This is a genomic window from Gayadomonas joobiniege G7 (assembly GCF_000300815.1).
Classification (GTDB): Bacteria; Pseudomonadota; Gammaproteobacteria; order Enterobacterales; family Alteromonadaceae; genus Catenovulum; species Catenovulum joobiniege.
The window spans coordinates 498,568-521,902 of record NZ_AMRX01000001.1 but is presented as its reverse complement, the minus strand read 5'-3'; the positions used below and the strand labels follow the sequence as shown (position 1 = coordinate 521,902).

General features: G+C 39.1%; 25 protein-coding genes and 3 pseudogenes. 17 read left to right on the top strand and 11 right to left on the bottom strand.

Annotated features, from left to right (window positions below; genetic code table 11):
* Positions 1–11 precede the first annotated feature (11 nt).
* The 5 genes from C727_RS0102550 (at position 12) to C727_RS18940 (ending at position 3,139) form a co-directional block, all read left to right on the top strand.
* Positions 12–218: a response regulator transcription factor gene (locus C727_RS0102550; RefSeq protein WP_017444059.1), complete on the top strand. Its 207-nt coding sequence runs from the start codon at positions 12–14 to the stop codon at positions 216–218.
* A gap of 40 nt (positions 219–258) precedes the next feature.
* Positions 259–1,656 carry an MFS transporter gene (locus C727_RS0102545; protein WP_017444058.1) on the top strand — a complete coding sequence of 466 codons (1,398 nt, stop codon included), beginning with the start codon at positions 259–261 and terminating at the stop codon, positions 1,654–1,656.
* Positions 1,657–1,924: 268 nt separating this feature from the next.
* Positions 1,925–2,371, top strand: coding sequence for a glycine-rich domain-containing protein (locus tag C727_RS0102540; RefSeq protein WP_017444057.1), 447 nt, complete (start codon positions 1,925–1,927; stop codon positions 2,369–2,371).
* Positions 2,372–2,404: 33 nt separating this feature from the next.
* Positions 2,405–2,557: a hypothetical protein gene (locus tag C727_RS19650; protein ID WP_017444056.1), complete on the top strand. Its 153-nt coding sequence runs from the start codon at positions 2,405–2,407 to the stop codon at positions 2,555–2,557.
* A 60-nt stretch (positions 2,558–2,617) separates the two neighbouring features.
* Positions 2,618–3,139 carry a GNAT family N-acetyltransferase gene (locus tag C727_RS18940; protein ID WP_017444055.1) on the top strand — a complete coding sequence of 174 codons (522 nt, stop codon included), beginning with the start codon at positions 2,618–2,620 and terminating at the stop codon, positions 3,137–3,139.
* Positions 3,140–3,203: 64 nt separating this feature from the next.
* On the opposite strand, the pseudogene C727_RS17825 reads toward C727_RS18940, so the two are convergent.
* From C727_RS17825 to C727_RS0102515, 3 genes and pseudogenes are all read right to left on the bottom strand, one after another.
* Positions 3,204–4,406, bottom strand: a pseudogene (locus tag C727_RS17825) (IS256 family transposase).
* A 76-nt stretch (positions 4,407–4,482) separates the two neighbouring features.
* Positions 4,483–4,641 (bottom strand): hypothetical protein, encoded by a 159-nt coding sequence (locus C727_RS19485; RefSeq protein WP_017444052.1) that lies wholly within the window; start codon positions 4,639–4,641, stop codon positions 4,483–4,485.
* A 14-nt stretch (positions 4,642–4,655) separates the two neighbouring features.
* Complete coding sequence (locus C727_RS0102515) at positions 4,656–4,913, bottom strand: hypothetical protein (RefSeq protein WP_017444051.1); 258 nt, start codon at positions 4,911–4,913, stop codon at positions 4,656–4,658.
* Between the two features lie 211 nt (positions 4,914–5,124).
* Between C727_RS0102515 and C727_RS0102510 the strand changes: the two genes are divergently transcribed.
* The 3 genes from C727_RS0102510 to C727_RS19480 all read left to right on the top strand — a co-directional run bounded on the left by C727_RS0102510 (position 5,125) and on the right by C727_RS19480 (position 6,907).
* Positions 5,125–5,439: a hypothetical protein gene (locus C727_RS0102510; RefSeq protein ID WP_017444050.1), complete on the top strand. Its 315-nt coding sequence runs from the start codon at positions 5,125–5,127 to the stop codon at positions 5,437–5,439.
* 346 nt (positions 5,440–5,785) lie between these two features.
* A complete protein-coding gene (locus C727_RS19285; protein WP_017444048.1) occupies positions 5,786–6,130 on the top strand; it encodes a hypothetical protein in 345 nt (114 codons plus the stop codon).
* A gap of 594 nt (positions 6,131–6,724) precedes the next feature.
* Positions 6,725–6,907 carry a hypothetical protein gene (locus C727_RS19480; protein WP_017444047.1) on the top strand — a complete coding sequence of 61 codons (183 nt, stop codon included), beginning with the start codon at positions 6,725–6,727 and terminating at the stop codon, positions 6,905–6,907.
* Between the two features lie 510 nt (positions 6,908–7,417).
* On the opposite strand, the pseudogene C727_RS0102480 reads toward C727_RS19480, so the two are convergent.
* The 4 genes and pseudogenes from C727_RS0102480 to C727_RS19475 form a co-directional block, all read right to left on the bottom strand.
* Positions 7,418–7,825: pseudogene (locus tag C727_RS0102480) on the bottom strand (IS66 family transposase); the annotation flags it as partial.
* 400 nt (positions 7,826–8,225) lie between these two features.
* Entirely contained in the window at positions 8,226–8,411 is a 186-nt protein-coding gene (locus C727_RS0102475) for a hypothetical protein (protein ID WP_017444043.1), read from the bottom strand.
* A gap of 107 nt (positions 8,412–8,518) precedes the next feature.
* On the bottom strand, positions 8,519–8,641 hold the full coding sequence (locus C727_RS19860) for a hypothetical protein (protein WP_272943723.1): 123 nt from the start codon (positions 8,639–8,641) through the stop codon (positions 8,519–8,521).
* A 7-nt stretch (positions 8,642–8,648) separates the two neighbouring features.
* Positions 8,649–8,795, bottom strand: a complete 147-nt coding sequence (locus tag C727_RS19475; RefSeq protein WP_155949148.1) for a hypothetical protein — start codon at positions 8,793–8,795, stop codon at positions 8,649–8,651.
* A 394-nt stretch (positions 8,796–9,189) separates the two neighbouring features.
* Here C727_RS19475 and C727_RS0102465 point away from each other — a divergent pair, with 394 nt between their 5' ends.
* The 8 genes and pseudogenes from C727_RS0102465 to C727_RS0102410 all read left to right on the top strand — a co-directional run bounded on the left by C727_RS0102465 (position 9,190) and on the right by C727_RS0102410 (position 17,956).
* On the top strand, positions 9,190–9,441 hold the full coding sequence (locus tag C727_RS0102465) for a hypothetical protein (protein ID WP_017444041.1): 252 nt from the start codon (positions 9,190–9,192) through the stop codon (positions 9,439–9,441).
* Positions 9,442–9,473: 32 nt separating this feature from the next.
* The gene (locus C727_RS0102460) at positions 9,474–9,824 is read left to right on the top strand and encodes a hypothetical protein (RefSeq protein WP_017444040.1); all 351 of its coding nucleotides are present in this window, start codon (positions 9,474–9,476) and stop codon (positions 9,822–9,824) included.
* 469 nt (positions 9,825–10,293) lie between these two features.
* Entirely contained in the window at positions 10,294–12,039 is a 1,746-nt protein-coding gene (locus C727_RS0102450) for a hypothetical protein (RefSeq protein ID WP_017444038.1), read from the top strand.
* Positions 12,032–12,487, top strand: a complete 456-nt coding sequence (locus tag C727_RS0102445; protein ID WP_017444037.1) for a toxin-activating lysine-acyltransferase — start codon at positions 12,032–12,034, stop codon at positions 12,485–12,487. Before C727_RS0102450 ends, C727_RS0102445 begins: the two co-directional genes overlap by 8 nt.
* Entirely contained in the window at positions 12,484–13,440 is a 957-nt protein-coding gene (locus C727_RS0102440; RefSeq protein WP_017444036.1) for a glycosyltransferase family 2 protein, read from the top strand. Before C727_RS0102445 ends, C727_RS0102440 begins: the two co-directional genes overlap by 4 nt.
* Before the next feature lie 231 nt (positions 13,441–13,671).
* Positions 13,672–16,518: an insulinase family protein gene (locus C727_RS0102430; protein ID WP_017444034.1), complete on the top strand. Its 2,847-nt coding sequence runs from the start codon at positions 13,672–13,674 to the stop codon at positions 16,516–16,518.
* A 1,016-nt stretch (positions 16,519–17,534) separates the two neighbouring features.
* A pseudogene (locus tag C727_RS19910) lies at positions 17,535–17,663 on the top strand (type II toxin-antitoxin system RelE/ParE family toxin); the annotation flags it as partial.
* Positions 17,663–17,956, top strand: a complete 294-nt coding sequence (locus tag C727_RS0102410) for a HigA family addiction module antitoxin (RefSeq protein WP_017444030.1) — start codon at positions 17,663–17,665, stop codon at positions 17,954–17,956. The pseudogene C727_RS19910 and the gene C727_RS0102410, both read left to right, overlap by 1 nt.
* Positions 17,957–18,003: 47 nt before the next feature.
* Here the strand turns inward: C727_RS0102410 and C727_RS0102405 are convergent, their stop codons facing one another.
* The gene (locus C727_RS0102405; protein ID WP_017444029.1) at positions 18,004–18,903 is read right to left on the bottom strand and encodes an aldo/keto reductase; all 900 of its coding nucleotides are present in this window, start codon (positions 18,901–18,903) and stop codon (positions 18,004–18,006) included.
* 69 nt (positions 18,904–18,972) lie between these two features.
* A complete protein-coding gene (locus tag C727_RS0102400) occupies positions 18,973–19,884 on the bottom strand; it encodes a LysR family transcriptional regulator (protein WP_017444028.1) in 912 nt (303 codons plus the stop codon).
* A gap of 126 nt (positions 19,885–20,010) precedes the next feature.
* Between C727_RS0102400 and C727_RS0102395 the strand changes: the two genes are divergently transcribed.
* On the top strand, positions 20,011–21,162 hold the full coding sequence (locus C727_RS0102395; protein ID WP_017444027.1) for an iron-containing alcohol dehydrogenase: 1,152 nt from the start codon (positions 20,011–20,013) through the stop codon (positions 21,160–21,162).
* A gap of 29 nt (positions 21,163–21,191) precedes the next feature.
* Here the strand turns inward: C727_RS0102395 and C727_RS0102390 are convergent, their stop codons facing one another.
* Positions 21,192–22,811, bottom strand: a complete 1,620-nt coding sequence (locus C727_RS0102390) for a LamG-like jellyroll fold domain-containing protein (protein ID WP_017444026.1) — start codon at positions 22,809–22,811, stop codon at positions 21,192–21,194.
* Complete coding sequence (locus C727_RS0102385) at positions 22,804–23,334, bottom strand: sigma-70 family RNA polymerase sigma factor (RefSeq protein ID WP_017444025.1); 531 nt, start codon at positions 23,332–23,334, stop codon at positions 22,804–22,806. Before C727_RS0102385 ends, C727_RS0102390 begins: the two co-directional genes overlap by 8 nt.
* Position 23,335: the final 1 nt, after the last annotated feature.

Here is a 23,335-nt window from a genome sequence, read left to right as displayed (position 1 = left end):
GGAGGTTTATTGTGGAAAATAGTGAAAAGATGTCTCAATTATCAGCCAGAGAGAAAGAAGTATTGAAATGTATTATTCAAGGTCTGACAAACAGTGCTATCGCGAAAGAGCTATATGTAACTGAGAATACAGTGAAGTTCCATTGCAAAAATATATATTTAAAGCTAAGTGTGAAAAATAGAGTTGAGTTAATTTGCACAGCTAGAGATCCGGAATAATTCGCATGGAAAGTGCAATATTTAATAGGCTTAAATATCAGTGAAACACACTCAAGTAGAAGAAAACACGAAAATCTCTAGGCAAGAAAAACTTTGTTTTTCATCTGGATTAATTGCCGATCACTACGCATCACAAAGTATCATTTATTTGGCAATCCCAATCTATAATATATTGTTTGCTGTCAATCCTGCCGCTGTAGGCTTTATTTTAGGGTTGTGTCGGTTTTGGGATGCTATATCAGATCCCATAGCTGGTAGTATTACCGATAACTTGAGAACCCGAACTGGTAGGCGAAAACCAGCCATATTGGCGGGCGCTATTTTGACTGGCGGGTTATTTCCACTGCTGTGGGCTGTTGATTTAAGTTGGTCAGAAAACACAAAAATAATGTATTTTACAGTGGCCATGTTGCTTTACTACACAGCCTATACCGTGTTTTCAATTTCTTACAATTCACTTTCAGTCGAAATGACTCCGTGTTATTCAGAAAGAACAAAATTATACGCCTTTAGAAATTTATTTGCTCAACCTATAACAATGGGCATTTTTTGGTTAATGGCATTTATTTACTCAGATACTTTTTCCTCGCCAATTCAAGGGGCTCATGTTGTAACCACTTTGGTTGGTGTACTTATTATCGTGTGTGGTGTGTTGACTGCATGTTTTTGTAAAGAGCGCTATTACAAACTGGCACAAAATCAACAGAACATAAGCTTCTGGAAATCAATTAAAGAGTTAAAGCAACATACAGCAATATGGATACTTGTGACTTTAATGGTTATTGAGCTGCTGTCCAGTGCATTTGTTGGCACCTTGGGTTTTTATCTTACAACCTATTACATGTTTGCTGGTGATATTCAAAGCGCTACCGAATTTAGTGCTTATTTAGGAACCGCATCAGTTATTGCGGGTATGTGCGCTTCTTGGTTGGTTTATAAACTTTCTGACGTTGTATCCAAAGAAAAAACAATCCTGTTGGGCCTTGTTATAAGTCTTTTGGCGTCGGTCTCTAAAGAATGGACATTGTCACAGTCGTCACCAAATTTACTATTTATCAGCGTAGTATTGTTAGCATTTTCATCTTCAGCATTTTGGATATCTATTATCTCTATGATTGCTGACTTTTGTGACTGGGATGAATATAAATCCGGTGTTCGGCGTGAAGGCAGCGTTTCTTCAATTGTTAGCTGGTTTAATAAAGCCGCTATGGCTTTGGGTGTTATGTTGGCGGGGGCTACTTTATCTTACTTAGGCTTTGAAGGTGATATCTCAACACCTTCAATGGAAAGCTTACTTGAAATGAAACAATTGTGTATTTGGCTTCCCATCGCGTTATATAGCATAAGTATTGTGGCAATTTTACTGTACCCATTAACTAAAGATACAGTACTTGAATTAAGAGCAAAGCTTGAATCGATCAGAGGAAGCGTTGTTTAGACCCTAAATATTATTGTGCGTTTTGTTCTTTTTTAGTTGTAGAAAATTGGTTCTTCCAGAGCTATTCAATGTGGCTGATAATTTGTGTTGGCGAAATTTTGATTAGTCGCTGTGGGTGAGCTATGTCGGGCTGTCAGCTAATTATAAAAACTATACCAACGGGTAGTTATAATTCGACAAATGACAATGTACTATCTTGCTTATATTGTATGCCTAAGTTCCTTTAGTACTGCCTGTGGATGTTTAAACTTTAAAGTTGCATATAGTGATGGATTATTCTCGTATTAATTTTAGTGTTGATAGATTTGACGAAATTATCAACTTTAAACATGTTCCTACTATCAGACGCTTTGCCTTGAAAACAGGGGCGTCACTTGAACAAAGCAATGAATGTTTTGTTGACTTGATGCGTTGGTTTATTTTGATTTATGAAAGTAAGCGAGCAGGCGTAGATTTTATTCCGACTATTTATAGTCCAATGACAAATATTGACCATATGTGGCACTGTTTTATATTACACACAGGAGCATATATGCACTTTTGTCATGAGTTTTTTAATGATTACATACACCATAACCCAATACAGCATACAGAGGCTGATATTGCAGATGTTAACAATTCTACCATCAATGCTCGAGCACAATGTGAGTTGGTCTACAGGCTTTTTGGTTCAGACGTTGTTAAGAGTTGGTTTTTAGGTGAAGCAAAATTTTGACCAAGCACGTGAAACAAAAAGAGGAAACATAGTATGGAAAAACTATTAGAAGTAAAAACTAAAGACATTAATGAAAGTAAAATAGAGGAGTTGTTGGACGACGCGGTTAGTGCATGTGTTGGTGGTGCTTTGACGACTACGATTTGCAACTATGGCCAGTGTGATAATACAAATTTGTATAGTTAATTAGCATAGTTCACTAATTTAAATTCAAACTATAGTGCTTGGTTAAAAACGAAATATCCTATGGAAAAGTTGGTCAATACAACAGTTAAAGATATTCAACATTTATATGAATTACAATTAGACATTGCTCGTGATAATGATTTTATGCTCTATACATATGAAGAACTAATTAATAACAAAGTAAATAATATTTTGATGTTAGAGAGGTTTTTATCGTCTGAAACTAATGTTGCTTTACATTTTGTTTCAAAAGGCAAAATAGTTGGTTATGCTCAAGCTTCTATTCATAAAGTGTTTAAATATGCTCATGTCGCAAAGGTGGTGGTTGCAATTCAAAAATCATTTAGGAGGAAGGGAATTGCAACACAGCTACTTGTTAAGTTAGAGGGCGAATGCTTAATGCGGGGGGTGCGTAAACTTGAACTTAGCTTAGTAGATACAAATATTTCAGCCTTAATGTTGTACAATAGTTTGGGGTTTGAAATCGAAGGTATTAAAAGGGGGTCGCTGAAAATAAACAATAACTTTCACAATGAAATAATAATGGCAAAGTGTTTGAGTTTGAGTCGCCCAAGAAGCTGACATTTTTACTTTCTATCTCAAGGAATGGAGGGCGTTCGAAAATCTGTGTCAGCCTAGTTTAAATTTAAATATCTAACTTACTGTCCAATCGCCCTTCGAAGTGAATTGCAAATTGCGACAATGCCAAACTCCAATTATTCACTGGCATTGTCCATTTTTCAGTCGCGTTCAATATGCCAGCATAAAGCAATTTAAGCAAACTGTTCTCGTTTGGAAAGGCACCTTTGGATTTAGTCAACTTTCTGAACTGGCGATGAACAGCTTCGACAGCGTTTGTCGTATAAATCGCTTTTCTTATGCTTTCAGGGTATTGAAAATAAAGCGATAAGTTATCCCATTTTTTGCGCCATGATGTGATTACAATAGGGTATTGAGTTCCCCATTTAGCCTCAAGCTCATCAAGTGCAACTTCAGCCTCTAGCTTGGTTGCGGCGCGATAAACAGGCTTTAAATCTGCCATAAACGCTTTTTGGTGCTTGGATGCGACATACTTCATTGAATTTCGAATTTGATGAATCACGCACAACTGAGTTTCGGTTTGAGGGTAAATTGACGCAATCGCTTCAGGAAAGCCTGTTAATCCATCAACGCAAGCAATTAAGATGTCTTTAACACCTCGATTATGCAAATCAGTGAGTACAGATAACCAATAGTTCGCACCTTCATTTTCTGAAATATACAGCCCAAGTAGTTCTTTTTGCCCCTCTAAATCTAGGCCTAGAATGGTATAAATGGCCTTGCTAACGTACCGACCTGATTCTTTCACTTTGTAATGAATCGCATCCAGCCAAACAATTGGGTAAACCTCTGCCAAAGGGCGACAGCGCCACTCATTGAGTTGAGGAATTAATTTGTCTGTTATAGCGGTTAGTGAGGCGTCTGACAGTTCTATCGCGTATATATCCGCAATGTGTTTTCTAATGTCGCGATAACTCATGCCATGTGAATACATGGACAGAATTTTTTAGTCAATTTCATCTGAAAACTTGGTTTGATTTTTCTTGATTAATTGCGGTTCAAATGTACCCGCTCTGTCCCTTGGGGTCTCGAGTTCAAACTCACCATGAGTTGATTTAATCGTCTTTATAGTGGTTCCGTTTTTACGATTAGGTTCAGATTCGCTTGCTATGTGCTGTTCAACTTCAGCTTTTAGAGCAGCTTCGGTGAGCTGTTTAATGAGAGGTGTCAGTACACCGTCTGCACCTGTCAGTTTTTTACCTGATTGAAGTTGTTCTAAAGCTTTGTTGAAATCGAATTCTTGAGACATGTGTCACTACTGTTTGAATTAACAATTGTAATTGAGTGACACAGATTTCTAAACACTACCCCCAGTTCGATTATCGCTACTTTTGTTTTTTGTATTCAGCATAAATAGCTATGCTAGCCATGACAAGCATAATAATAAATGGGATTTCAGATTTTACTCCATAAAATTCTTCTGCTCTGCCAAGCAGAAATGAGGTCACCATTCCAGGTAAGATAGCCATTTGTACTCTAGTCATAACAAAACTCTTTTTTAGTTACAGAATTGAGCGTCAAGAGCCATTCCCATCATTCCAAATCCACCAAACACTAATGATACGCCGCCACCTATTGGCCCACCATACAGCGCCGCCCCAAATGAGATACTCCCCATAGTGTTGTTGAAAGTAGACAAATTGCTGCATGACTCTTCTGACCAGCCCCCGTTGTTTACATGATATCCTTCTCCCATGCCGCGCCCCCCAACTACACATTCGATTTCACTTGCGTCTAATGATCTAATTTCTAACATAAATAAAATTTCCTTTTGAATTGTTGATCAGAACTGATTTTAAAGTCGCATAAAAACTTAAACAACTACTCTAAAGAGTAGTTTTCTGTTTGTTGCTGTAGCGGCTATTCGCAAGCAAACACTACACTTTGGTATAGGTTTAAGTGTTTATTATTTGTTGTACTATGTAGTGGCGTATGTTGCGCTAACTAATTGTAAGGAGAAGGAACACATGAACGAAATTAGAGAATTTACATTTGAAGAAATTGAAGTTGTAACTGGGAATGGTTTCGGTGATTATTTTGCAACTGGTTCGGCTATAGGGGCAACTGCTGGAGTTGGATATGCAGGATCTTTCGCAGGTGCAAGTGCTAGCTCTATTGTGGCATATGGTACTGCTGGCGGAATGGTTGGTGGGGCATTAGGTGTATCCTTTGGAGCTGGCTATGCCATTGGGTCTGGCATAAATTCAATGTATGGCGCTGCAAGTAGTTATCTCGGTGGCAGCGGTAGCCTTGGCGGTGACATTTATAGCCTATTAAATTAATTTTGGATTAGTTAGAAATAAAAGCAATATATTACTTTTATTTCTAACTCTTTTGGGGGATTTATGTTTTCAATTACAGTGATTTTTCGTTCATGTTTTTCAGTAGCTTTACTTTATGGTATATACCTTATTTATACGAAAAATTGGGGTGGCTCATTAGGCTACTTTAGTTTAGCCTTTGCGTGTTTAGCAATTAGCCTCACTCCATCTTCATTGAAGGTAGATATACGCGACATTGTTCAAATTGAAAATCGCGGGTGGCTTGTTTTTACAGGAATTAGTGCCGCACTAGCATTTGCTGCCATAGTATACCGGTTAATTTAAATTGTTTTCATTAAGATCCCTTATGGACACACGAATTATAGCCTATTTACCCAAAATGCTGTCAATTAGCGTCGTTCTTTATTCAGTAGCAGTGTTTTATTCCGGTATATCTTTAGCCGTTACCTTAATAGGACTACTTTGGGGAGGTGTGATTGCTGTGATTTATCCAATACTAATTACCAAAGGTTATCGCGTGCTCTCACAAGTGCTCTTAATACTAAGCCCAATTATTTTTTCCCGCTTCAAATCTTTGAATATCACTGGAATGGAGCCCTTAGAATTCATCCTTGCTGGTTTTGTTTCAATATGTGTCTGCTGGTTGCTCATGAAAAACACATTGAAAATGTATATTAAAGAAGAATGCTAATGGCTTAGTTAAGCCTTTTCATAAGGATTGCATTTGATTCATTTTTATACCCTACGTTGATTAATGAAAACACATCATATAATGAATCAGTGCGAAAAAAACTACACCTAAGAATAGGATTTCATCAGATGAAGTCCTTTTTATTCAGGAAGAGTCATTTTTATGACCAGCTGTCTTGAAATGAAATAATTGTGTATTTGGCTACCGTTGTAATTGCAATTAATTTGTTTGTTGAAACTAGGAAAAATAGTGATCGTCCACTCAAATCAACCTATTTGGCTTTGTAGTCCTATCCAGAATAAAGATTGAATATTCGTAAAACAACCCTAAAAACTATACTTTGGGGTAGGTTTGATTGTTAACTGTGTGTTGTAATATTCTGATGGCGTGTATTACGCGAATGACCTATTAAGGAGGTGGAGCATGAACGAAATTAGAGAATTGACAATTTGAAGAAATTGAAAGTGTCAATGGAGCTGTAGATTGGACTTCTGGAGGAATGATGGTTTTGGGAATATCTGGGTACAGTCCTGTTACTGCGGCTTTTGGTGTCCCCATTGGATTGTCAATGTTAGCAATTGGGTACTTTTAAACATGAACAAAAATGTAAATACAGCGATTAAAGAGTTAAGTCTCGAAGAGATAGAGCAAGTTGTTGGTGGAAATCGCTGGTATGAGGGAGCTGTGACTGTTGTCGCAATTTCATCATATAGTCCTGTTACTGCCGCATTTGGAATGCCTATTGCTGCAGCAATGTTTACTATTGGCTATTTTTAAAATTTGGTGGGCTGGTGCTTGATACTAGCCCTTTCATTGAAGGGGATTGGTGAGATGAACAAAAAAAATACAGACTATGCTTGGGTTAAAGTATGCTTTATATCCTACTGTGTGAGTGTTGTTGTGTTTTCATGGTTTAGTGGCGAGTTTGATTCACAATTTATATTTCTGGTTTTTATAATGCTTTCAAATGTTTTTATTATTTCGTTATGTATGTTTTTGGTTAGGCGTTTGCAGCACTTAGAAAGTAATATTGAACAAGTTAAGGCTCAAAGTAAGTTATGACTAGAACCCAGACCGCAATATTACCTGGGATGCTAACAGCATTTTGGCTGGGTAAAACAGGTAGCAGTTTTGGGATCGACAACATAATTTTGTTATTGTTGCTGATTTGTGTAATTGCAATTAATTTGTTTTTTGAGACTAGAAAAAAGAGTTAGCATCCGCTCTAGCCAGTCACGTAGGCTTTGGCATCTCCACCTTCAATGTAAGCGATCTTAAATCATCCCTTTAAGCCGATTTTGGCATATTCCAAGGCAATAGTGCTTCTAATTTTTCGGCTGTGTTTGCTTGAGCGATATTTTCAAGTACGTATTTTATGTAGCTTGAGGGTTCAACTCCGTTGGCTTTAGCCGTTTCTATCAGTGAGTAACAAGTTGCACTGGCCTTTGCACCGCGTGCTGAGTCTGCAAACAACCAGTTTCGCCGACCGACAGCGAATGGCCGAATGGCGTTTTCTGCTAAGGCATTACTGATGTTTACATAGCCATAGTTACAATAGCCAATCAGCTCATCCCATTGGTTGAGCATATAAGAAATAGCCTTGTGCGTCAGAGAGTCTTTTAACACCCTGCTCAGGTTATGCTCTAGCCAACTTTTAAGTGTCTTGAGAATCGAAGTTAACGGAGCATTTTTAGTTAACGCTATTTCGGGCTACTATGGGTGGCGGGATCGGCATGGCTGGCGCTGGTTTAGGTTATGAAATAGACCAGTTTTAGTTAATTAAATTGACATGAAATTCAAGCATGAATGCCTTTAGAGCTTGAATTTCATTTTGCCCTAGAAACTATTGATACAGCTTTGAGGTTTTTTCGAGTGAGTAGATCTCTATACCTTCAGCTAATAGAGGTCGATTATGATTGGTTCTCTTGCTCAGCATAGGTTCACTCCCTTAAACCATAACTCTTTAACAATAGCTTGCCGGTTGATTGAATTTGAAAAGAACTGTATTTCTGCAATTCGACCATTAATTTCAGAAAGCTACGAATTTTCGCCCCATAAACCGAAGTTGCTAGCCGGATTATTCCGTAAAATTCAGTTATGTTTCATATTTTTTTAGTAGTTGATTCATTTTTATAGCTCCTGCTGCTGAACAAATGCTAATAAATGTAGTTTTTAAAGTAACATCGCTATTTTCAAGTAAATAAAATATTGCATTAATTACAGCTGTTGCAATAATCGATGATGTTAATACGGATATAAAATTTATATATCTTTGTTTCATAGTGCGGCCTCGTTAGCGTCACTGATAGATACCCAAACTACTTGAAGTTAGCGAGGGTCAAAACTAAAAATCAATATCTTCAAGTACTTGGGTATAATTTTATTTAGTTAAAAAAAGCTAGATGCCCAGCCACCCGCTGCTGCGCCAGCATAGCCCGCAGCAGGTGTAAATCCACCAGCACCATACATCGCTCCACCTACCGCAGCGCCTATAAACCCGGAACCTGACATATTACCACTAGCTGCACCACCAATAGCAATAAGTAGCCATAGCCCCTGCTGCACCTACAATTCCCATACCAATATTAGCTAATATTGCACCGTTTATTTCCTTTACTTCTTCTAGCGTCAATTCTCTTATTTCAAATGAGAGCATTTGATTCATTTCTATACCCTACGTTGATTAATGAAAACACATCATATAATGAATCAGTGCGAAAAAAACTACACCTAAGAATAGGATTTCATCAGATGAAGTCCTTTTTATTCAGGAAGAGTCATTTTAATGACCCTCTTCAATGAACAGCTGCCTTGAAATGAAATAATTGTGTATTTGTGTACCGTTGTAATTGCAATTAATTCGTTGGTTGACACTAGAAAAAAGAGTCGGCGTCCACACTAGTCTGTCACTTAGTCTTTTACACCCCTACCTTCAATTAATAATTTAGCATTGGAAAAAAACAAAAAAACTATACTTTAGGGTAGGTTTAATTGTTAACTGTGCGTTGTAGTATGCTGGTGGCGTGTGTTACGCGAATTACCTATTAAGGAGATGGAACATGAACGAAATTAAAGAGTTGACATTTGAAGAAATTGAAGGGGTGGTCGGTGGGTATGGTGTCGCTGGTATTGTCGGTGGTGTTGCAGTATCGTTTTTTGGAGCATATCTTTATGACGCGGCGGGAGGTTATGATGGTATAAATGAAGGTCTAAATACCGCAGTTGATACGGTGGGGGATTTTTTTAGTGATGCTTGGTACAACGATCCAGTTAATCAAGCATTATTTTATGGCGAAGATGCTTTGTTTTAATTTGTAGAATTCCAAAGGGGCTAATAAATTCAATGCTTTGTTTTCGAAAAAAATATTTTTATTTGGGGTTACTAGCCTTTATTTCTTGCTTGCTTGCAGATGGTTTATACAGGGATTGGATTATTCGAAACGACTTTAATGATTACGGATTATCTGGGTTCTTACCTAGTGTAACAGGGACAGTTGCTGCCATTTTTTTATATCTTGGGTTATTTCAAAATAATAATGCGCAATTGCTTCATTCGGCTGTAGGACTTTGGATTGGCTGCTTAATTTATGAGGTTTTACAACCTACTGTGGGAACCGGTGTTTTTGATATTGCGGATCTGATCGCAATTTTTATCACTGGTATTGTATCTTGTTTATTCGTTTATAATAGGTAAAAGTGTCCGGTTGAGCTTGATCACTGCAGTTTGTTGTTGAGACTAGAATAAAAGAGTCGGGGTCCTCTCTAGTCAATCACTTAGTCTTTTACACCCCTCCCTTCAATGAATATTTAGTATTGGTAAAACAAAAAACTATACTTTAGGGTAGGTTTAATTGTTGACTGTATTTTGTATTATTTGGTGGTGCGGTATGTTGCACAAATTACTAATAAATGGAAATAACTAACGATAAATTGAAAATTTTTCTTTGCTTTATAGTTGTATATTTTTTGGGTGTAAATACCACTGCACTTTATGTCAGTTATATCAACCATGGAATTAATTTAACAACGAGTTTATTAGGCATTAGCTTTGGGATCTTGTTGTTAATTATAAGTTTAGCCTCTCCAAATAAATGAAATTATCCTCATTATAGAAGGTTGGGAATCATTAACCGCTAGAAAAACTGCAGAAAATAGGAAGTTACGTGCATATAGACTCAACATTAATAAAAACCATAAAAGGTCGCTTTCAATTTTTAACAAATACTTCGTTAGTTTGGTATAAAAGCCACCAGATAAAATCTACGGACAATCGTAAATTAGAGCGAAAACAGATCTTCCTTGAGCAGTTTTCATACGCAGATGCAACCAACGCAAGTTTCATAGATTGCCCATTTGATACAAGCAAAAACATCGAGTTAAATGGTGAACATTACGGTGGCCAAGGCATTGGCACGAATGGCGGAGGCGTGCGTTGTGGCAATTTAGGCGAGTATCAAATAAAAGGTATTGGTACCAACTTACTTGTTGGCAGAAATACACCAAAAGATCACGCGTATGGCGGGCTTGATCTCGAGGGTGCTATTGTCGAAACAATTTACACTAACGCAATAAACAAAGCATTGCCTGTTGGCGCGGTTGATGTTGAAGGATTAATTTACACCGGAGGCAACACCGGTTATGCGAGTCGTGATAAAGGTACGGCAGTACCCGGCGCTTTATTAGTCAGAAAATCCTGTATCCGCCCAGCACATTTTGTCCAAGCACACAACTTTCAACCGACAGATGCATACAAGCAACAATATTATTCAGATGTGCATCGCACCAAAACAGTCAACCAATCTTTAAAAAAACACTTTGAAAAAGATATCGACTACATCAAGTTTTTAGGTCAGTTTTTATCTAATTGTGCCAATCAGTTTGCTTTTGCTAGGGTTCTAGGCATCGCACATGGCACTGTTTCACCTTCTAATATTAGTTTTGATGGTAAATGGTTAGATGTTCCACAGGCTTCGTTTGTTGGTGGTGGGCTCAATTACAATAGCCAAATTCCGCTTTATCAAGAGCCTAGTTTGGTACTTGGAATTATTGACGAACTGACTTATACCTATTCTAAATTCAACAAAACTGGGCTCAATGCACAGCCATTGGTTAATTATTATCAATCGCAACTGGATGCTTATTATAGCCATTATCTTGCGGTTTATCTGGGCTTGCCTTTGGATATTGATAAAGCCGAAATCAAGGCCGATTGGGCAATATTAGTCGAGTTTATTAGCCTGTTTATTGTGAAAAAAACCATTATCTATGAGCAAAAGTATGCCAGACAGTGTCAGGCTCCTATGCATAGATTGATATTGTTGTTATTTAAATCACTGTTTAACAAAACTATTGCGCTTGTAGAACTACAAGCTGAATTTTCGATGCAAAATACAAGTCAAGTGAATTCGGTTATAGATGCATTTTTTCATATTTATCAACATGCTTTTAAATTACAAACCGGGGCTCTTGAATATAAACACTTTATAACCGCTAGCTTAATAAAAGCCATAAAACTTAGTGGGTTTATTCGATTTTTTAACCAGGACAATGGCATAGCACAACACGCGATGCAACTGGCCAATGATATTGAAATTGACCAAATAAATAGGCTTATTTGCGACTATAAACAAGCCGCTGATTGGATTTTCGATTACTCGGCTAATACACCTATTTGCGTTTTTCATTCGCATTCAATAGAAATTATATACGATCAAAAAGACGGCTTATTCAAAGTTCACCAGCTTGATGATGAGGCGAGTTTCTACAATATAAATGATTTTATGTTGTGGCTAGATGCCGTGGATAACCAACAATTGTCATTATGGGGATACTCGTTTAAAGAAGACTTGCTCGATTTAGCAATTGTTTGTGCAACCACAGATCAGCATCAGGGGTATGTAAATGGATAAAATAGAGCAACTCACTTCAAAAGAATTTTGCGCGGCAATGAGTATTCGCGCCAATAGCGGTTTAAGCACATCGGCTGCGCATGCGCAATTGTTACTTTATTTAGCAAACCGAGGGCAAATGCATATTTTTCAAGATAATTATTTTCGTCCGATTGGTTACGTGGCTTGGTCTAAGGTGACCAAAGATACACTAAATTTAATACCTGCGTTGCAAGGCAACATTAAATATCCATATGAAAGAACCAGTGGTTATTTGTACTGGATAGATGATTTAGTGATTGAACCTAGGTACAGGGTTGATGGCCGTAAGCGCTGGCTTTGTTTTTTCAAAAATAGACGTTTTATCGCATATGCCAAAAACCAGCGTTTGTATACATATATCCGTAGGTTGAATAAACACCACATCGCTCAATTCTCTTTGCAAATAGCACAAAAGGATAAAGTATGAGTTGTTCAATTGTTACCGCATGCATGAATAGAAATGCTGGTCTAGTCAAAGGCTTGCGCTCTTGGCTTAAACTAAAAGTAGATGAAATTATCGTCGTTGATTGGTCATCAATAGATGCAGTGACGGACACCCTTGAGCTCAAGGGCATTAATGACGAAAGAATCAAAATTATCAGAGTTGAATCGGAATCATTTTGGGATTTAACACGAGCTTTTAATTTGGGGTTTAGTTTTGTTACATCAGAGAAGATCATAAAAGTAGACGCCGAAGTTACAATTTCACCAGACTTTTTAGATAAGCACCAGTTGCAAAATGGTATGTATTATCGGGGGGATTGGGAGAAAGTTGCATGCCAAACACAAATTTACGTAAATGGATTCTTTTTTTTATATACAGCAGATTTACGAGCAATAAACGGTTTTAACGAATACATAGATTTGTACGGCTATGATGATTTAGATATTTATCAAAGATTAGAAGGTGGCGTTTTAAATTTAATGCCCAAGCAAGTCACTGAGCAATATATTTTTCATATTGAGCATGATGACATTGAGCGGGTGGTGAATGTCGCAAGCAACCCAGACTATGCATGTATACCGGCTGTTTTAAAAGCTATACCTGGGTTTCTAGTCATGTTTAATGAGCTGCTTGTTAAAATGTTACCGTCGTGGGGGCCTCATTCGCTACCTGCGGAATATTTTACTACGCAGGTTAATGGCAATTATTATACGGCAGAACTCAAACAAATCTCTAAGCCCCCACACTTTGAAAAGTCTAAAGCTGATGCGGCATATTATGCCGTATTAAAATATTTATCGTGGTTTGTTTCACCCAAAATATATGAAGTGAATTATTTGGATGTTGTGGGTTATTTAAAGACTAATGAACACAACTTGTCTTGGGATGATATGGGCCATGCGTTTAATCTAATAGATGAACAACAATGTACCTAAGCTCCCATCCAATAATTGACAATGGCGCGATTGAAGGGGAGCTTCACCCGTCCAATGCAGCCGCATTTGGGTTTGTGATAATGCACGAGCAATTAACGACCCATGCAGACATTGTTGTTGACCAAGGACAATCTGTACAGGCTTATAATTTCGAACAATTTGGAATTCGCGTGAGGGTAAACGCACACAGTGAGTATTTTCTAGTTACAGCTAATTTCTACAGGATCACGTATGAATCTTAAATCATTTAAATATATCGCCATCGCAGGGCTAATTGCTCTTGTTGGCTGTACACAAACAAAAGAAAGCGCCGTTGAACCTTTTCCTGAGTTTGTATCGGAAGCAAACATTATCACAAGTCCTACAGATAGCAGGCAATACCGTTTTATTACGTTAGCGAACAACATGCGGGTATTGTTGGTATCCGACCCTACAACTAAAACTGCAGCTGTCTCGTTAGATGTGCGGGTGGGCAGTTTAAACAATCCTGCCAGTCAGCCTGGTTTGGCGCATTATTTAGAGCATATGCTGTTTTTAGGCACTAAAAATTATCCTGAGCCTGATGGGTTTAATAAATTTTTAAGTGAAAACGGTGGTATGCGCAATGCTTATACCGCGGGCTCAAATACCAATTATTATTACCAGGTGGTGGATGGCAAACTAGATGAATCATTGGCTCGATTTAGCGAGTTTTTTACTGCGCCACTGTTTGATAAAAGTTATAGCAAAAAAGAATTGAGTGCGATTGATAACGAATGGTCGATGCGTAAATCGGATGACCAATTTGCAAGAATGTTAATTAACAACCGCACCAGCGCAGCAGATCATCCTATTCATACTTTCAGCGTGGGCAATAAACAAACGTTATCGGATAAACCAAACTCAGAGCTTTATGCTCAAATGCGCGAGTTCTATCAAAGCTACTATTCAGCTAATTTAATGAACTTAGTGATAGTTAGCCAAGCCGATCTGGATGAGATAGAGATCTTGGCCAAACGGCATTTTGAGGTAATTAAAAACCATAATACACCAGAGCCTTTGGTTACAGCGAAAGGGTTAACTAAAAATGAGCTAAATCAACATATCTACCAAAAAACCATCAATGACATTAAACAGTTGATTTTGCAGTTTCCGTATAAAATCGACAATGACCATTGGCAAGATAAACCCTTTGCTTATGTTCATAAGTTATTTAACAGCAAAGACGAAAATACCCTGTACGATTATCTAAATAAACAAGGGTTAATAAATGGTGCGGGCATTGGCATGGACCATAGCTATTATGGCAACAATGGCTACATTGAAATAAGCTACTCACTCACGGATAAAGGCAAAAACAATAAAGATCAAATAATTGCTGCGACCCAAGCCTATTTTAAGCTAATGCAAAACCAAGGTATTCAACAAAATTATTTTGCTGAGCTAAAACAAGTTATGCGCAATAATTTTAATAACTTTAATATGCCTTCCGCATTGCGTTTAGCCACGCATTTATCACCTATACTGCACACCCAGCCAGCCCAATACATAATCAAAGGATTATTTGATGTTGGTGAGTTTTCCGCACCGAGAATTAAACAATTGTTAAGCCAAATTGACTTTAAGAAAATGCGCGTTTGGCATAGAGGCAACGACATTAGCGCCGCGCAGAAACTCATTTATGCGGATGGACAATTTGATACTCAAGCGATTACCCAAGCAGAGATGAAACTGTGGCAACAACAAGCAGCGGAAATTAACTTATCTTTGCCAGGCAAAAATGAACTATTAAAAATAGCAGATGCAACAAAATCTGATATACAGACCAGCTCTGAAGCAGCAGAAAAATTACTAAAACCCACAGCCATCGTAAATAAAAAAGGTGTATATGCTTGGTTGGCACATAGTCAGCATTTTGAACAAAATCAAGGCTATATCGAGCTAACGTTAAATTCTGATTTGGCTGCGTCAAATATTAAACAGTATATGGCTGCCGATATCCTTAAACATTTATGGACAGAAGCGTCGCAGGCTCAAACCAATGCGGCGCAGCAGGCTGGCATTAAAGTATCTGTTGGTGAAGGCATGGTTAAAAACTTAAAAGTGTCGTTATCTGGGCCAACTGATCAGCATTTAAAGTTAATGGCGAGTTTAGTTAAAATTTTAGTTGAATTAAAAGTTGATGAAACTATTTTTAACAAGAAAAAAGACGAAGCACTTGCTTGGTTAACCAATCGTGACAACGATCCATTAACCGCTCAAGCACAAAAAGAAATGGCGGCTTTACTCACCGCAACGGGTTGGCGTTACCACGAACAAGCGAATGCACTTAAACAATTAACCTACCAAGATGTGGTTGAATATCACAATAAACTACTCGTAAAAAACGCTCTGAGTATATTTGCTTTCGGTCATTATCAAAAAGCAGACATTTCGATAGCGGCGGACAACCTACTGTCAATGTTGCCAGAAGGTCGCCAAGCGGCAGATTTGTATTATCCTGAAGAAGTAAAATTGAAAGCAGCACAAAGTACATTGACTACAGATCATACGGACGTCGTTGTATTGCAGCAATTCTGGTTGCCGGAAAAATCGCTGAAAAAGTTTAGCCAAATTCTAACTTTGAATGCTTTGTACCAACCTATGTTTTTCAAAACACTTAGAACAGATAAAGAGATAGGCTATGTGGTGGGTAGTTCCCCCATTCAATTAGATCAGTTTCCAGCTTGGGGGTTTATGGTGCAAAGTAAGTCGCACTCGGGCGAGCAAATCGTCGAGCAAATTAACCTGTTTAACCAGCAGTTTGCCGCTCAATTAAAAATGCTGCCAGCGGCCGTGGTGAATAATTTAACCGCCAGTATTATTCAACAAATTAACCAACCGCCTAAAAATATATATCAAGAAATGCGTGCGTTTTTAGCTGACTTTAATCAAGGTAATTTTGAATTTGATTCACGTGAAACATTATTAGCCAATTTACAACAAGTCACTTTATCTGATGTTAAAGAGGTATTTTCTGAAGTGACAGACCCTAATAAACACCAGTTGTATAGGGTTGAAGTAGTGGGGAGTCAGTTTAAGCCTGTTGCGGGGCAATAGCTTGGATTATTTTGCATTGACTTGAATGGGGTGGTCGCATCCACCCCGTCTAAATTGCCAATTAACACCTTCTAAACTGCGTAGTAGGGAGCTAGCCCTATTGGCCCACCATACAGTGCCGTCCCAAATGAGATACTCCCCATAGTGTTGTTAAAAGTAGATAAATTGCTGCATGACTCTTCTGACCAACCCCGTTGTTTACATGATATCCTTCATCCATGCCGCGTCCCCCAACTACAGATTCGATTTCACTAGCGTCTAAAGATCTAATTTCTAACAGAAATAAAATTTCCTTTTGCACTGTTAACCAGGGTTCATTTTAAAGTTGCATAAAAATTTAAACAACTACTCCAAAGAGTAGTTTTCTGTTTGCTACGGCCTGGATTGTATGAACTAGATTTGTTCAAAATAATAATGGTTAGTGGCTACTCATACTCATAAACAAAACTATACTTTGGGGTAAGTGAAGCTTTTATCTTGTTATGTAAAACTGATTAGTGCAAAACACTGCACGGAACTAATTGATGTGGTCAAATCAAGTCAATACTTAAACGAAGTGAAACAAGCTCTGGGCAGTAGCCCTGAAGCTGCTCACGATGTGGAGTTAATAAATGATCCGCAATCTGAACTTCCGTGTGCGTATTAACATCATGCCGATCACTCAAATAACTAGGAAGGCGTGTATACGCCTTCTTTTTCATGCTGGATAAAGAAAATGGATATACATATGAAAAAAAGAGATAAGTGCTTTTTTACATTCTATGTGGCGTGCGCATCGCTAATAATTTTCCTGTGTTACGTTTTTTTCAATCTGCGCATAGAAAGCCTAGGGGGTGCGGTTATAATGACTTGTGCTCTTTTACTAGTCGGCTTTTTCGTCCGCATCTGGTTTAACCAAACATGGGCAGTTTGGGAAAAAGAAGACAATCAGAATAAATTGTAATCTTTGTTTAGTTTTTTCGATTAAAACACTCAAGACTTAGCAAACCCTAAAACCTGTCTAAAATGTAAGCTGTTTTAAACTTCATCTCCTAAAAGGTAGCCGTCAAGGCGTTTGGTCAATTGCAGTCAGTGGGAATTGGCGAGTAACTTTTGAGTTTATAGATGGAAATGCTTACATACTTAATTATGAGGATTATCACTAATGACTATGCTTAATCCACCGCATCCGGGTGAATTTATTTCCGATGTATATATGGAGCCATTTGGTTACAGCTGCAGGTTTGTTGCAAAGAAACTTGATGTCTCAGCATCAACGTTAAACCGCATCTTAAAAGGTAAAAGCTCTATAACTCCAGAAATGGCTTTGCGTCTTTCAAAGGCTCTTGGTAGAACACCTGAAAGTTGGCTGTTAATGCAAGATAATTACGACCTATGGCAGGCCAAGCAAAACGTGAATCTCGCTAAAGTTCATCCGATAGATTTCGTAATGGCGTGAACGGAACCGAGTAGCCGAGGGTTTCTAACCCTCAGCTCCACAAGCTCCTATGGCACATTATGGCCATTTGACGCAACCCAAATGCGGTACCATTGTTCATTGCTTAAGTTGATATTGGCAGCGGCCACTGCACTTTTAACGCGCTCTATATTGCCCGAACCAATAATTGGCATTGGATTGCATGGCAGCTTTAATACAAACGCATAAATGAGCTGATCGATCGCCGCATGTGTTTCTTTACTTATTTCAGTGAGCACTGCCCTAACCCGTTTAGCTTTTGCTGAGTCTTCATTAAAAATACGTCCACCGGCTAAGCAAGACCAAATCATAGGGGCGATCCTGTGCATTTGTAGATGCTCAAAAGTGCCATCGGCCGAGGTTTGCATATTCATCGGATTAAATTCAACTTGGTTAGTCACCAATTTAAAGTCTAACCGGCTTTGCAATAAATCAAATTGCTGTGGGCTATAATTAGAAACACCAAAGTGACGTACTTTGCCTTCTTGTTTTAATGCGCTAAATGTTTCTGCCACTTGATCTGCGTGCATTAAAACATCGGGCCTGTGTAGCAATAAGGTATCTAGATAATCGGTATGTAAATTTTTCAGCGATTGCTCAACGCTGGCACGAATATGTTCAGCGCTGTTGTCATATAGTGGAATGCTCTGCGTTAAAAACTTTTCGCTTGGCAATTTAATTCCGCATTTACTCACTATTTCTAACTGCTGACGCAATTCAGGTTGTAACGCCAAGGCTTGCCCAAAAATAGCTTCGCACTGATACAAACCATAAATATCCGCGTGGTCAACTGTGGTGATGCCCAAGTCGAGATGCTGCATAATAAAAGTTAATAAGTCCTGCTTACGCATGTCCCATTCGTCTAAACGCCAGTAGCCTTGGATAAACTGAGAAAAACTAAGTTGTTCGGTTAATTGCACTCTTTTCATGGTTAAATTTCTTATCTTAATGGATTAAGTTGTCGTCATCTTAAAGTTTCAAATTTGTTTAAGCAAGCCTCACTCAAGCCCGTTAAAGCGTTGACTATTTAAATGAGAAAAAGCCATTAACACATCTTGGGCATAGTGAATACGTGGATGACTCAGCGCGCCTTTGCGCCAGACCAAATAAATGAGGTTTTCTGGTCCCGCCCCACCGAGTGCCGCTAAATTGCCATTTTTAATCGCTTCATGGCATAAATAGTCTGGCAATACAGTATAGCCCAGCCCAGCTTGTACTAAACCAGCTAATGCACGAATGTCAGGGCAAATAGCCGCCACTTGAGATTCGCATTCACTGGCAAAAACCTGATTGAAATAATCTCTAATTAAAGGTTTTTGGCTGTCATAACTCACTACGGGAAACTCGTTAAGTGTTTGTGCGCTCAGTCCTTGTCGCAGTATGTTTTTTGCGACAAAGGGGTTAGCCACCAAGATGAGTTTTTCGCTGTCTAAAATTTTATATTCAAAGCGCTCAGGATCAGGGCGAGATGCCGTAATGGCTAAATCTGCTTCGCCATTATCTAAGCGCTGATAAATTTGCTGGCGATTACCTGGGTAGATATTTACATTCACCTCGCCAGCTTGCAGCAAGTTTGCCAGCTGAGCCGAAGCCACATAACTGATATATTCTGCTGGCCCTGCAATATGGATGGTACCCTCAATTTGACGGTTTTTTTTGTGCACAGACGCGAGTTTACGCTCTATCGCATCAAAGTGTACAGAGACCTGCTGAGCGAGCTCTTGTGCGGCCGGCGTTGCAACCACGCCTCTGGGTTTGCGGATAAATAATTTTTGCCCTGCCAATTGCTCAAGCGACTGAATATGCGCAGAGGCGGCGGGTTGCGATAAATTGAGATGGTTGGCCGCGCGCGAAATACTGCCGCTGCGGTAAACTTCAACAAAGGTTCTAAGCTGGGCTAAATAAGACATAAGTTTTAGGTATCAGAAAACTGATAGGTGGTGTTAGATTAACTGAATTTTAATTATAGATAAAGCGCGTTAACCTAGCGTCACTGTTTAATCAAAAGCAAGCTATTACAGCTTACGGAGACGAATATGAACAATTTTAATTTTAAAAATCCAACTGAAATTTTGTTTGGCAAAGGTCAGATAGCTGAAGTTCGCACACGATTACCTGAAAACGCTAAGGTATTATTTTTGTATGGTGGCGGCTCAATTAAAAAAAATGGCATCTATGAGCAGGTTATAGACGTGTTAGAAGGCATTGATGCCGTTGAGTTTTCAGGTGTAGAACCAAACCCAAGCTACGAAACTTTAAGTAAAGCGGTTGCTGTTGTTAAAGCGCAAAATATTAACTTTATTCTAGCAGTGGGCGGTGGCAGCGTGATCGACGGCGCAAAATATATTGCGGCAGCAGCTAATTATAATGGCGATGGCTGGGATATTTTACAAGGCACTCAAGTGACCTCTGCACTGCCAGTTGGCGCGGTATTAACCTTGCCAGCAACGGGCTCAGAGAGTAACGGTAATTCTGTGGTCACTAAAAAATCAACGCAGCAAAAATTACCTTTTTCTTCACCTTTGTTGCAACCACAATTTGCGGTGCTTGATCCAGAATATACATTTTCACTGCCGAGCAAGCAGATTAGTAATGGGGTCGTGGATGCTTTTGTTCACGTCATGGAGCAGTATTTAACCTATCCGGTGAATACACCCCTACAAGACAGGTTTGCAGAAGGCATAGTGCAAACCCTGATTGAAGAAGGCCCTAAAGCGCTTAAAAACCCACAAGACTATGATACCCGCGCGAATCTAATGTGGTCGGCTACTATGGCGTTAAATGGTTTAATCGGGCAGGGCGTTGTACAAGATTGGTCGACTCATATGATAGGGCACGAATTAACGGCTTTATATGGATTAGATCATGCGCAAACACTGGCAATTGTACTACCACCACTGATGTATGTGCAGCGCGAGCAGAAGCAAGAAAAAATAGTTCAGTTAGGGCAGCGAGTGTTTGGTTTAGAAGCGGAGAACCAAGCGCAACTAATTGATGCAACCATTAATGCGGTGCAAAGCTTTTTTGAGCAGATGCAGGTTAAAACCCGTTTAGCAGATTACGACTTAGACGATAGCATTATTGATGAAGTGATTGCCAATTTAGAAAAAAATGGCATGACCCAGTTGGGTGAGCATCAAGATATAGATTTAGCAAAAGCTAAACAAATTTTAACCTTAGCGTTATAAAATAAGCGCACCTGCTAGTGGCAGGTGCTTTATTGCAACGCCAGTTGTTTGATCTCTTCCTCGTTTAATGCCCGTGAGAGCAAAATAAGCTCTGCCATAGCGCCGTTGAGGTTACGTAAAGGATCACCGGATGCATTGTTCTGACTATCCCAGTTACCAATTAGCGCTGTGCCTAGTTGGTAATATTGGCTTGGGTGTTTTAAATAGTGCTCGGCTACTTGCTGACCATTAATATAATGGCGCACAAGACGGGCATTTTGATCAACTGTGGTACTTAAGTGATACCAGCGACCTGAATCAGCCCGAGTAAAAAAAGGTTTATAGTTATAATTACGCCCTTGCCCGTTGTGGGCTCGCAATCCTAACACGATAGTGCCAGAGGTATTGTTATTAAAGTTTCCTAGCTGCCAGTGAAATTCACCTGCTTGGTAGCCATCGGTTAATAATAAGCTGCTGTAAGTTCTGTCTAAGCTATCAATTTTTACCCAGCTAGCCACGGTAAAAGACTCAAATTTGTTATTAATTTCGACTCGCACCCGATCGCCAGGGCGTTTAAATTCTAACGCCGATTTACCCGGCCAAGGACCTGAGCTCCAATTAGCGCCAACGATAGCGCCATTGGTTGCTTGTGGATTATCGGCGAGGTTTTTTAACAGCCTAGGTTTATTGCGATCTTGCTGAAAGTCATAATAAACCAACAAATCTGGGTCATTGAGCAGCTGTTGCTGTAAGTTTTGCCAACGATTTTGCAATTGATTAATTTTGTCGCCAGTTAAATCAGCAATTGCTGAAAATTCGGCAAACGCTTGGCTCTGCGCACTTTCGGGTTGAGCATTTTGCTGAGACAAGTTAAGTGCACTGCCTTTTGCCAGTTTAAGGCTTTGTCCGTCTTTGTTTTTAACTTCAATTAACCCATCAAACACATGCACTTTAGATTTGCCCTCGGGACTCACCTCTAAACCTATGGCTGTGCCTAAATCTATGACCTCTGAATCCGGCGTGTCTATGGTAAAGCCTATCGCAACTTCGGGCACATCTGTCATCACCTTACCTGCAATTAAACGGACTCTTTGCTCATTTATAATTTCTAGCTCTGCAGGTGCGGCAATTTTTAATTGGGCGCCATGATAAAATTCTAGTTCTAAAAACCCTTCATCTACTTTTAACAAACCGGGCGCTACCGAATCACCGGTTTGAAACTGGCTGTTAGGTCCAGTGACATTGGCTATAACAGCGACCCCAATATCTTTAACTTCGGCAAATGCTTGTTCATTAGAGGAGGGATACTGAAGATCCTCAGGTGCCCAAAATAACAGCACAGCCATGATAATGCTGGCGGCCATGCTAACCGCTGTGAGTACCCAAGGGGTAGGCGGGCGTTTGTCGATTTGACTAATTACTTTATGTTCAAAGTTTAAATCTTTATGTTGCGACACTGGCAGTTGTTCGCTTAAGTTTTCAACAAAATGGTCATTGCTATTTTGACTGGCCGCGTACTGTTGCAACAGCTCATCCATTGCCAGTTGGGTTTGCAGTTGTGCGGCCAGTTTTGGGTCTTGTTTAAGTCGATTTAACAACTCGGCAATCTCTGTTTTTGATGCCTCGCCACTTAATACGCGCTCGGTTAAATAATCAATCGATTTAGCCATTTTGATACCCTAACTGCTGAGTGATGCAATCTTTTAACTGGTTTCTAATTCGCATTAACGCAATTCGCACTGCCGTTTCTGTCATTGAGTTTTGCTCTGCAAGCAAAGCGTTATGATGCTCTTGCTGATATTTGCCAGCAACCAGCTGACGGCTTTTTTCTGGCAGTTTATTAATACAGTGTGCCAAAGCCTGAACTTCATCAACGTCTTGCTCTGGCGTTTGGTACTCAAGGGTTAACTCATTTAATAAAAAGTCGGTTAAACCCGCATCTAAAATTCGGCTTTGACGAGTACTTTTGGCTAATTCGTTGCGAATTAGATTACGCGCAATGCCTCGCAGCCAATACCCAAAATCTTCGTTTGCATCAAACTTATGCATTTGTTTATAGGCCACTAAAAAGGTTTCTTGCGCCATGTCATCCACACTGGCGCTTTGGATCCCTAAACTGCGAATGTAGGCGCGTAAGCCGGCTTGGTACTGGCGAACAAAAGCAATAAATAATGTTTGTTCGGTATTTTTCATA

Excerpts from the sequence above, each read along its gene's own strand:
- C727_RS0102475 (WP_017444043.1), bottom strand. The coding sequence starts at position 8,411 with ATGAAACAAAGATATATAAATTTTATATCCGTATTAACATCATCGATT.
- C727_RS19480 (WP_017444047.1), top strand. The coding sequence starts at position 6,725 with ATGAACAAAAATGTAAATACAGCGATTAAAGAGTTAAGTCTCGAAGAG.
- C727_RS19285 (WP_017444048.1), top strand. The coding sequence starts at position 5,786 with ATGGACACACGAATTATAGCCTATTTACCCAAAATGCTGTCAATTAGC.
- C727_RS0102445 (WP_017444037.1), top strand. The coding sequence starts at position 12,032 with ATGGATAAAATAGAGCAACTCACTTCAAAAGAATTTTGCGCGGCAATG.
- C727_RS19650 (WP_017444056.1), top strand. The coding sequence starts at position 2,405 with ATGGAAAAACTATTAGAAGTAAAAACTAAAGACATTAATGAAAGTAAA.
- C727_RS0102395 (WP_017444027.1), top strand. The coding sequence starts at position 20,011 with ATGAACAATTTTAATTTTAAAAATCCAACTGAAATTTTGTTTGGCAAA.
- C727_RS0102430 (WP_017444034.1), top strand. The coding sequence starts at position 13,672 with ATGAATCTTAAATCATTTAAATATATCGCCATCGCAGGGCTAATTGCT.
- C727_RS0102460 (WP_017444040.1), top strand. The coding sequence starts at position 9,474 with ATGCTTTGTTTTCGAAAAAAATATTTTTATTTGGGGTTACTAGCCTTT.
- C727_RS0102410 (WP_017444030.1), top strand. The coding sequence starts at position 17,663 with ATGACTATGCTTAATCCACCGCATCCGGGTGAATTTATTTCCGATGTA.
- C727_RS0102510 (WP_017444050.1), top strand. The coding sequence starts at position 5,125 with ATGAACGAAATTAGAGAATTTACATTTGAAGAAATTGAAGTTGTAACT.
- C727_RS19485 (WP_017444052.1), bottom strand. The coding sequence starts at position 4,641 with ATGACTAGAGTACAAATGGCTATCTTACCTGGAATGGTGACCTCATTT.
- C727_RS18940 (WP_017444055.1), top strand. The coding sequence starts at position 2,618 with ATGGAAAAGTTGGTCAATACAACAGTTAAAGATATTCAACATTTATAT.
- C727_RS0102465 (WP_017444041.1), top strand. The coding sequence starts at position 9,190 with ATGAACGAAATTAAAGAGTTGACATTTGAAGAAATTGAAGGGGTGGTC.
- C727_RS0102390 (WP_017444026.1), bottom strand. The coding sequence starts at position 22,811 with ATGGCTAAATCGATTGATTATTTAACCGAGCGCGTATTAAGTGGCGAG.
- C727_RS19475 (WP_155949148.1), bottom strand. The coding sequence starts at position 8,795 with ATGAATCAAATGCTCTCATTTGAAATAAGAGAATTGACGCTAGAAGAA.
- C727_RS0102515 (WP_017444051.1), bottom strand. The coding sequence starts at position 4,913 with ATGTTAGAAATTAGATCATTAGACGCAAGTGAAATCGAATGTGTAGTT.
- C727_RS19860 (WP_272943723.1), bottom strand. The coding sequence starts at position 8,641 with ATGTCAGGTTCCGGGTTTATAGGCGCTGCGGTAGGTGGAGCGATGTAT.
- C727_RS0102540 (WP_017444057.1), top strand. The coding sequence starts at position 1,925 with ATGGATTATTCTCGTATTAATTTTAGTGTTGATAGATTTGACGAAATT.
- C727_RS0102400 (WP_017444028.1), bottom strand. The coding sequence starts at position 19,884 with ATGTCTTATTTAGCCCAGCTTAGAACCTTTGTTGAAGTTTACCGCAGC.
- C727_RS0102405 (WP_017444029.1), bottom strand. The coding sequence starts at position 18,903 with ATGAAAAGAGTGCAATTAACCGAACAACTTAGTTTTTCTCAGTTTATC.
- C727_RS0102385 (WP_017444025.1), bottom strand. The coding sequence starts at position 23,334 with ATGAAAAATACCGAACAAACATTATTTATTGCTTTTGTTCGCCAGTAC.
- C727_RS0102440 (WP_017444036.1), top strand. The coding sequence starts at position 12,484 with ATGAGTTGTTCAATTGTTACCGCATGCATGAATAGAAATGCTGGTCTA.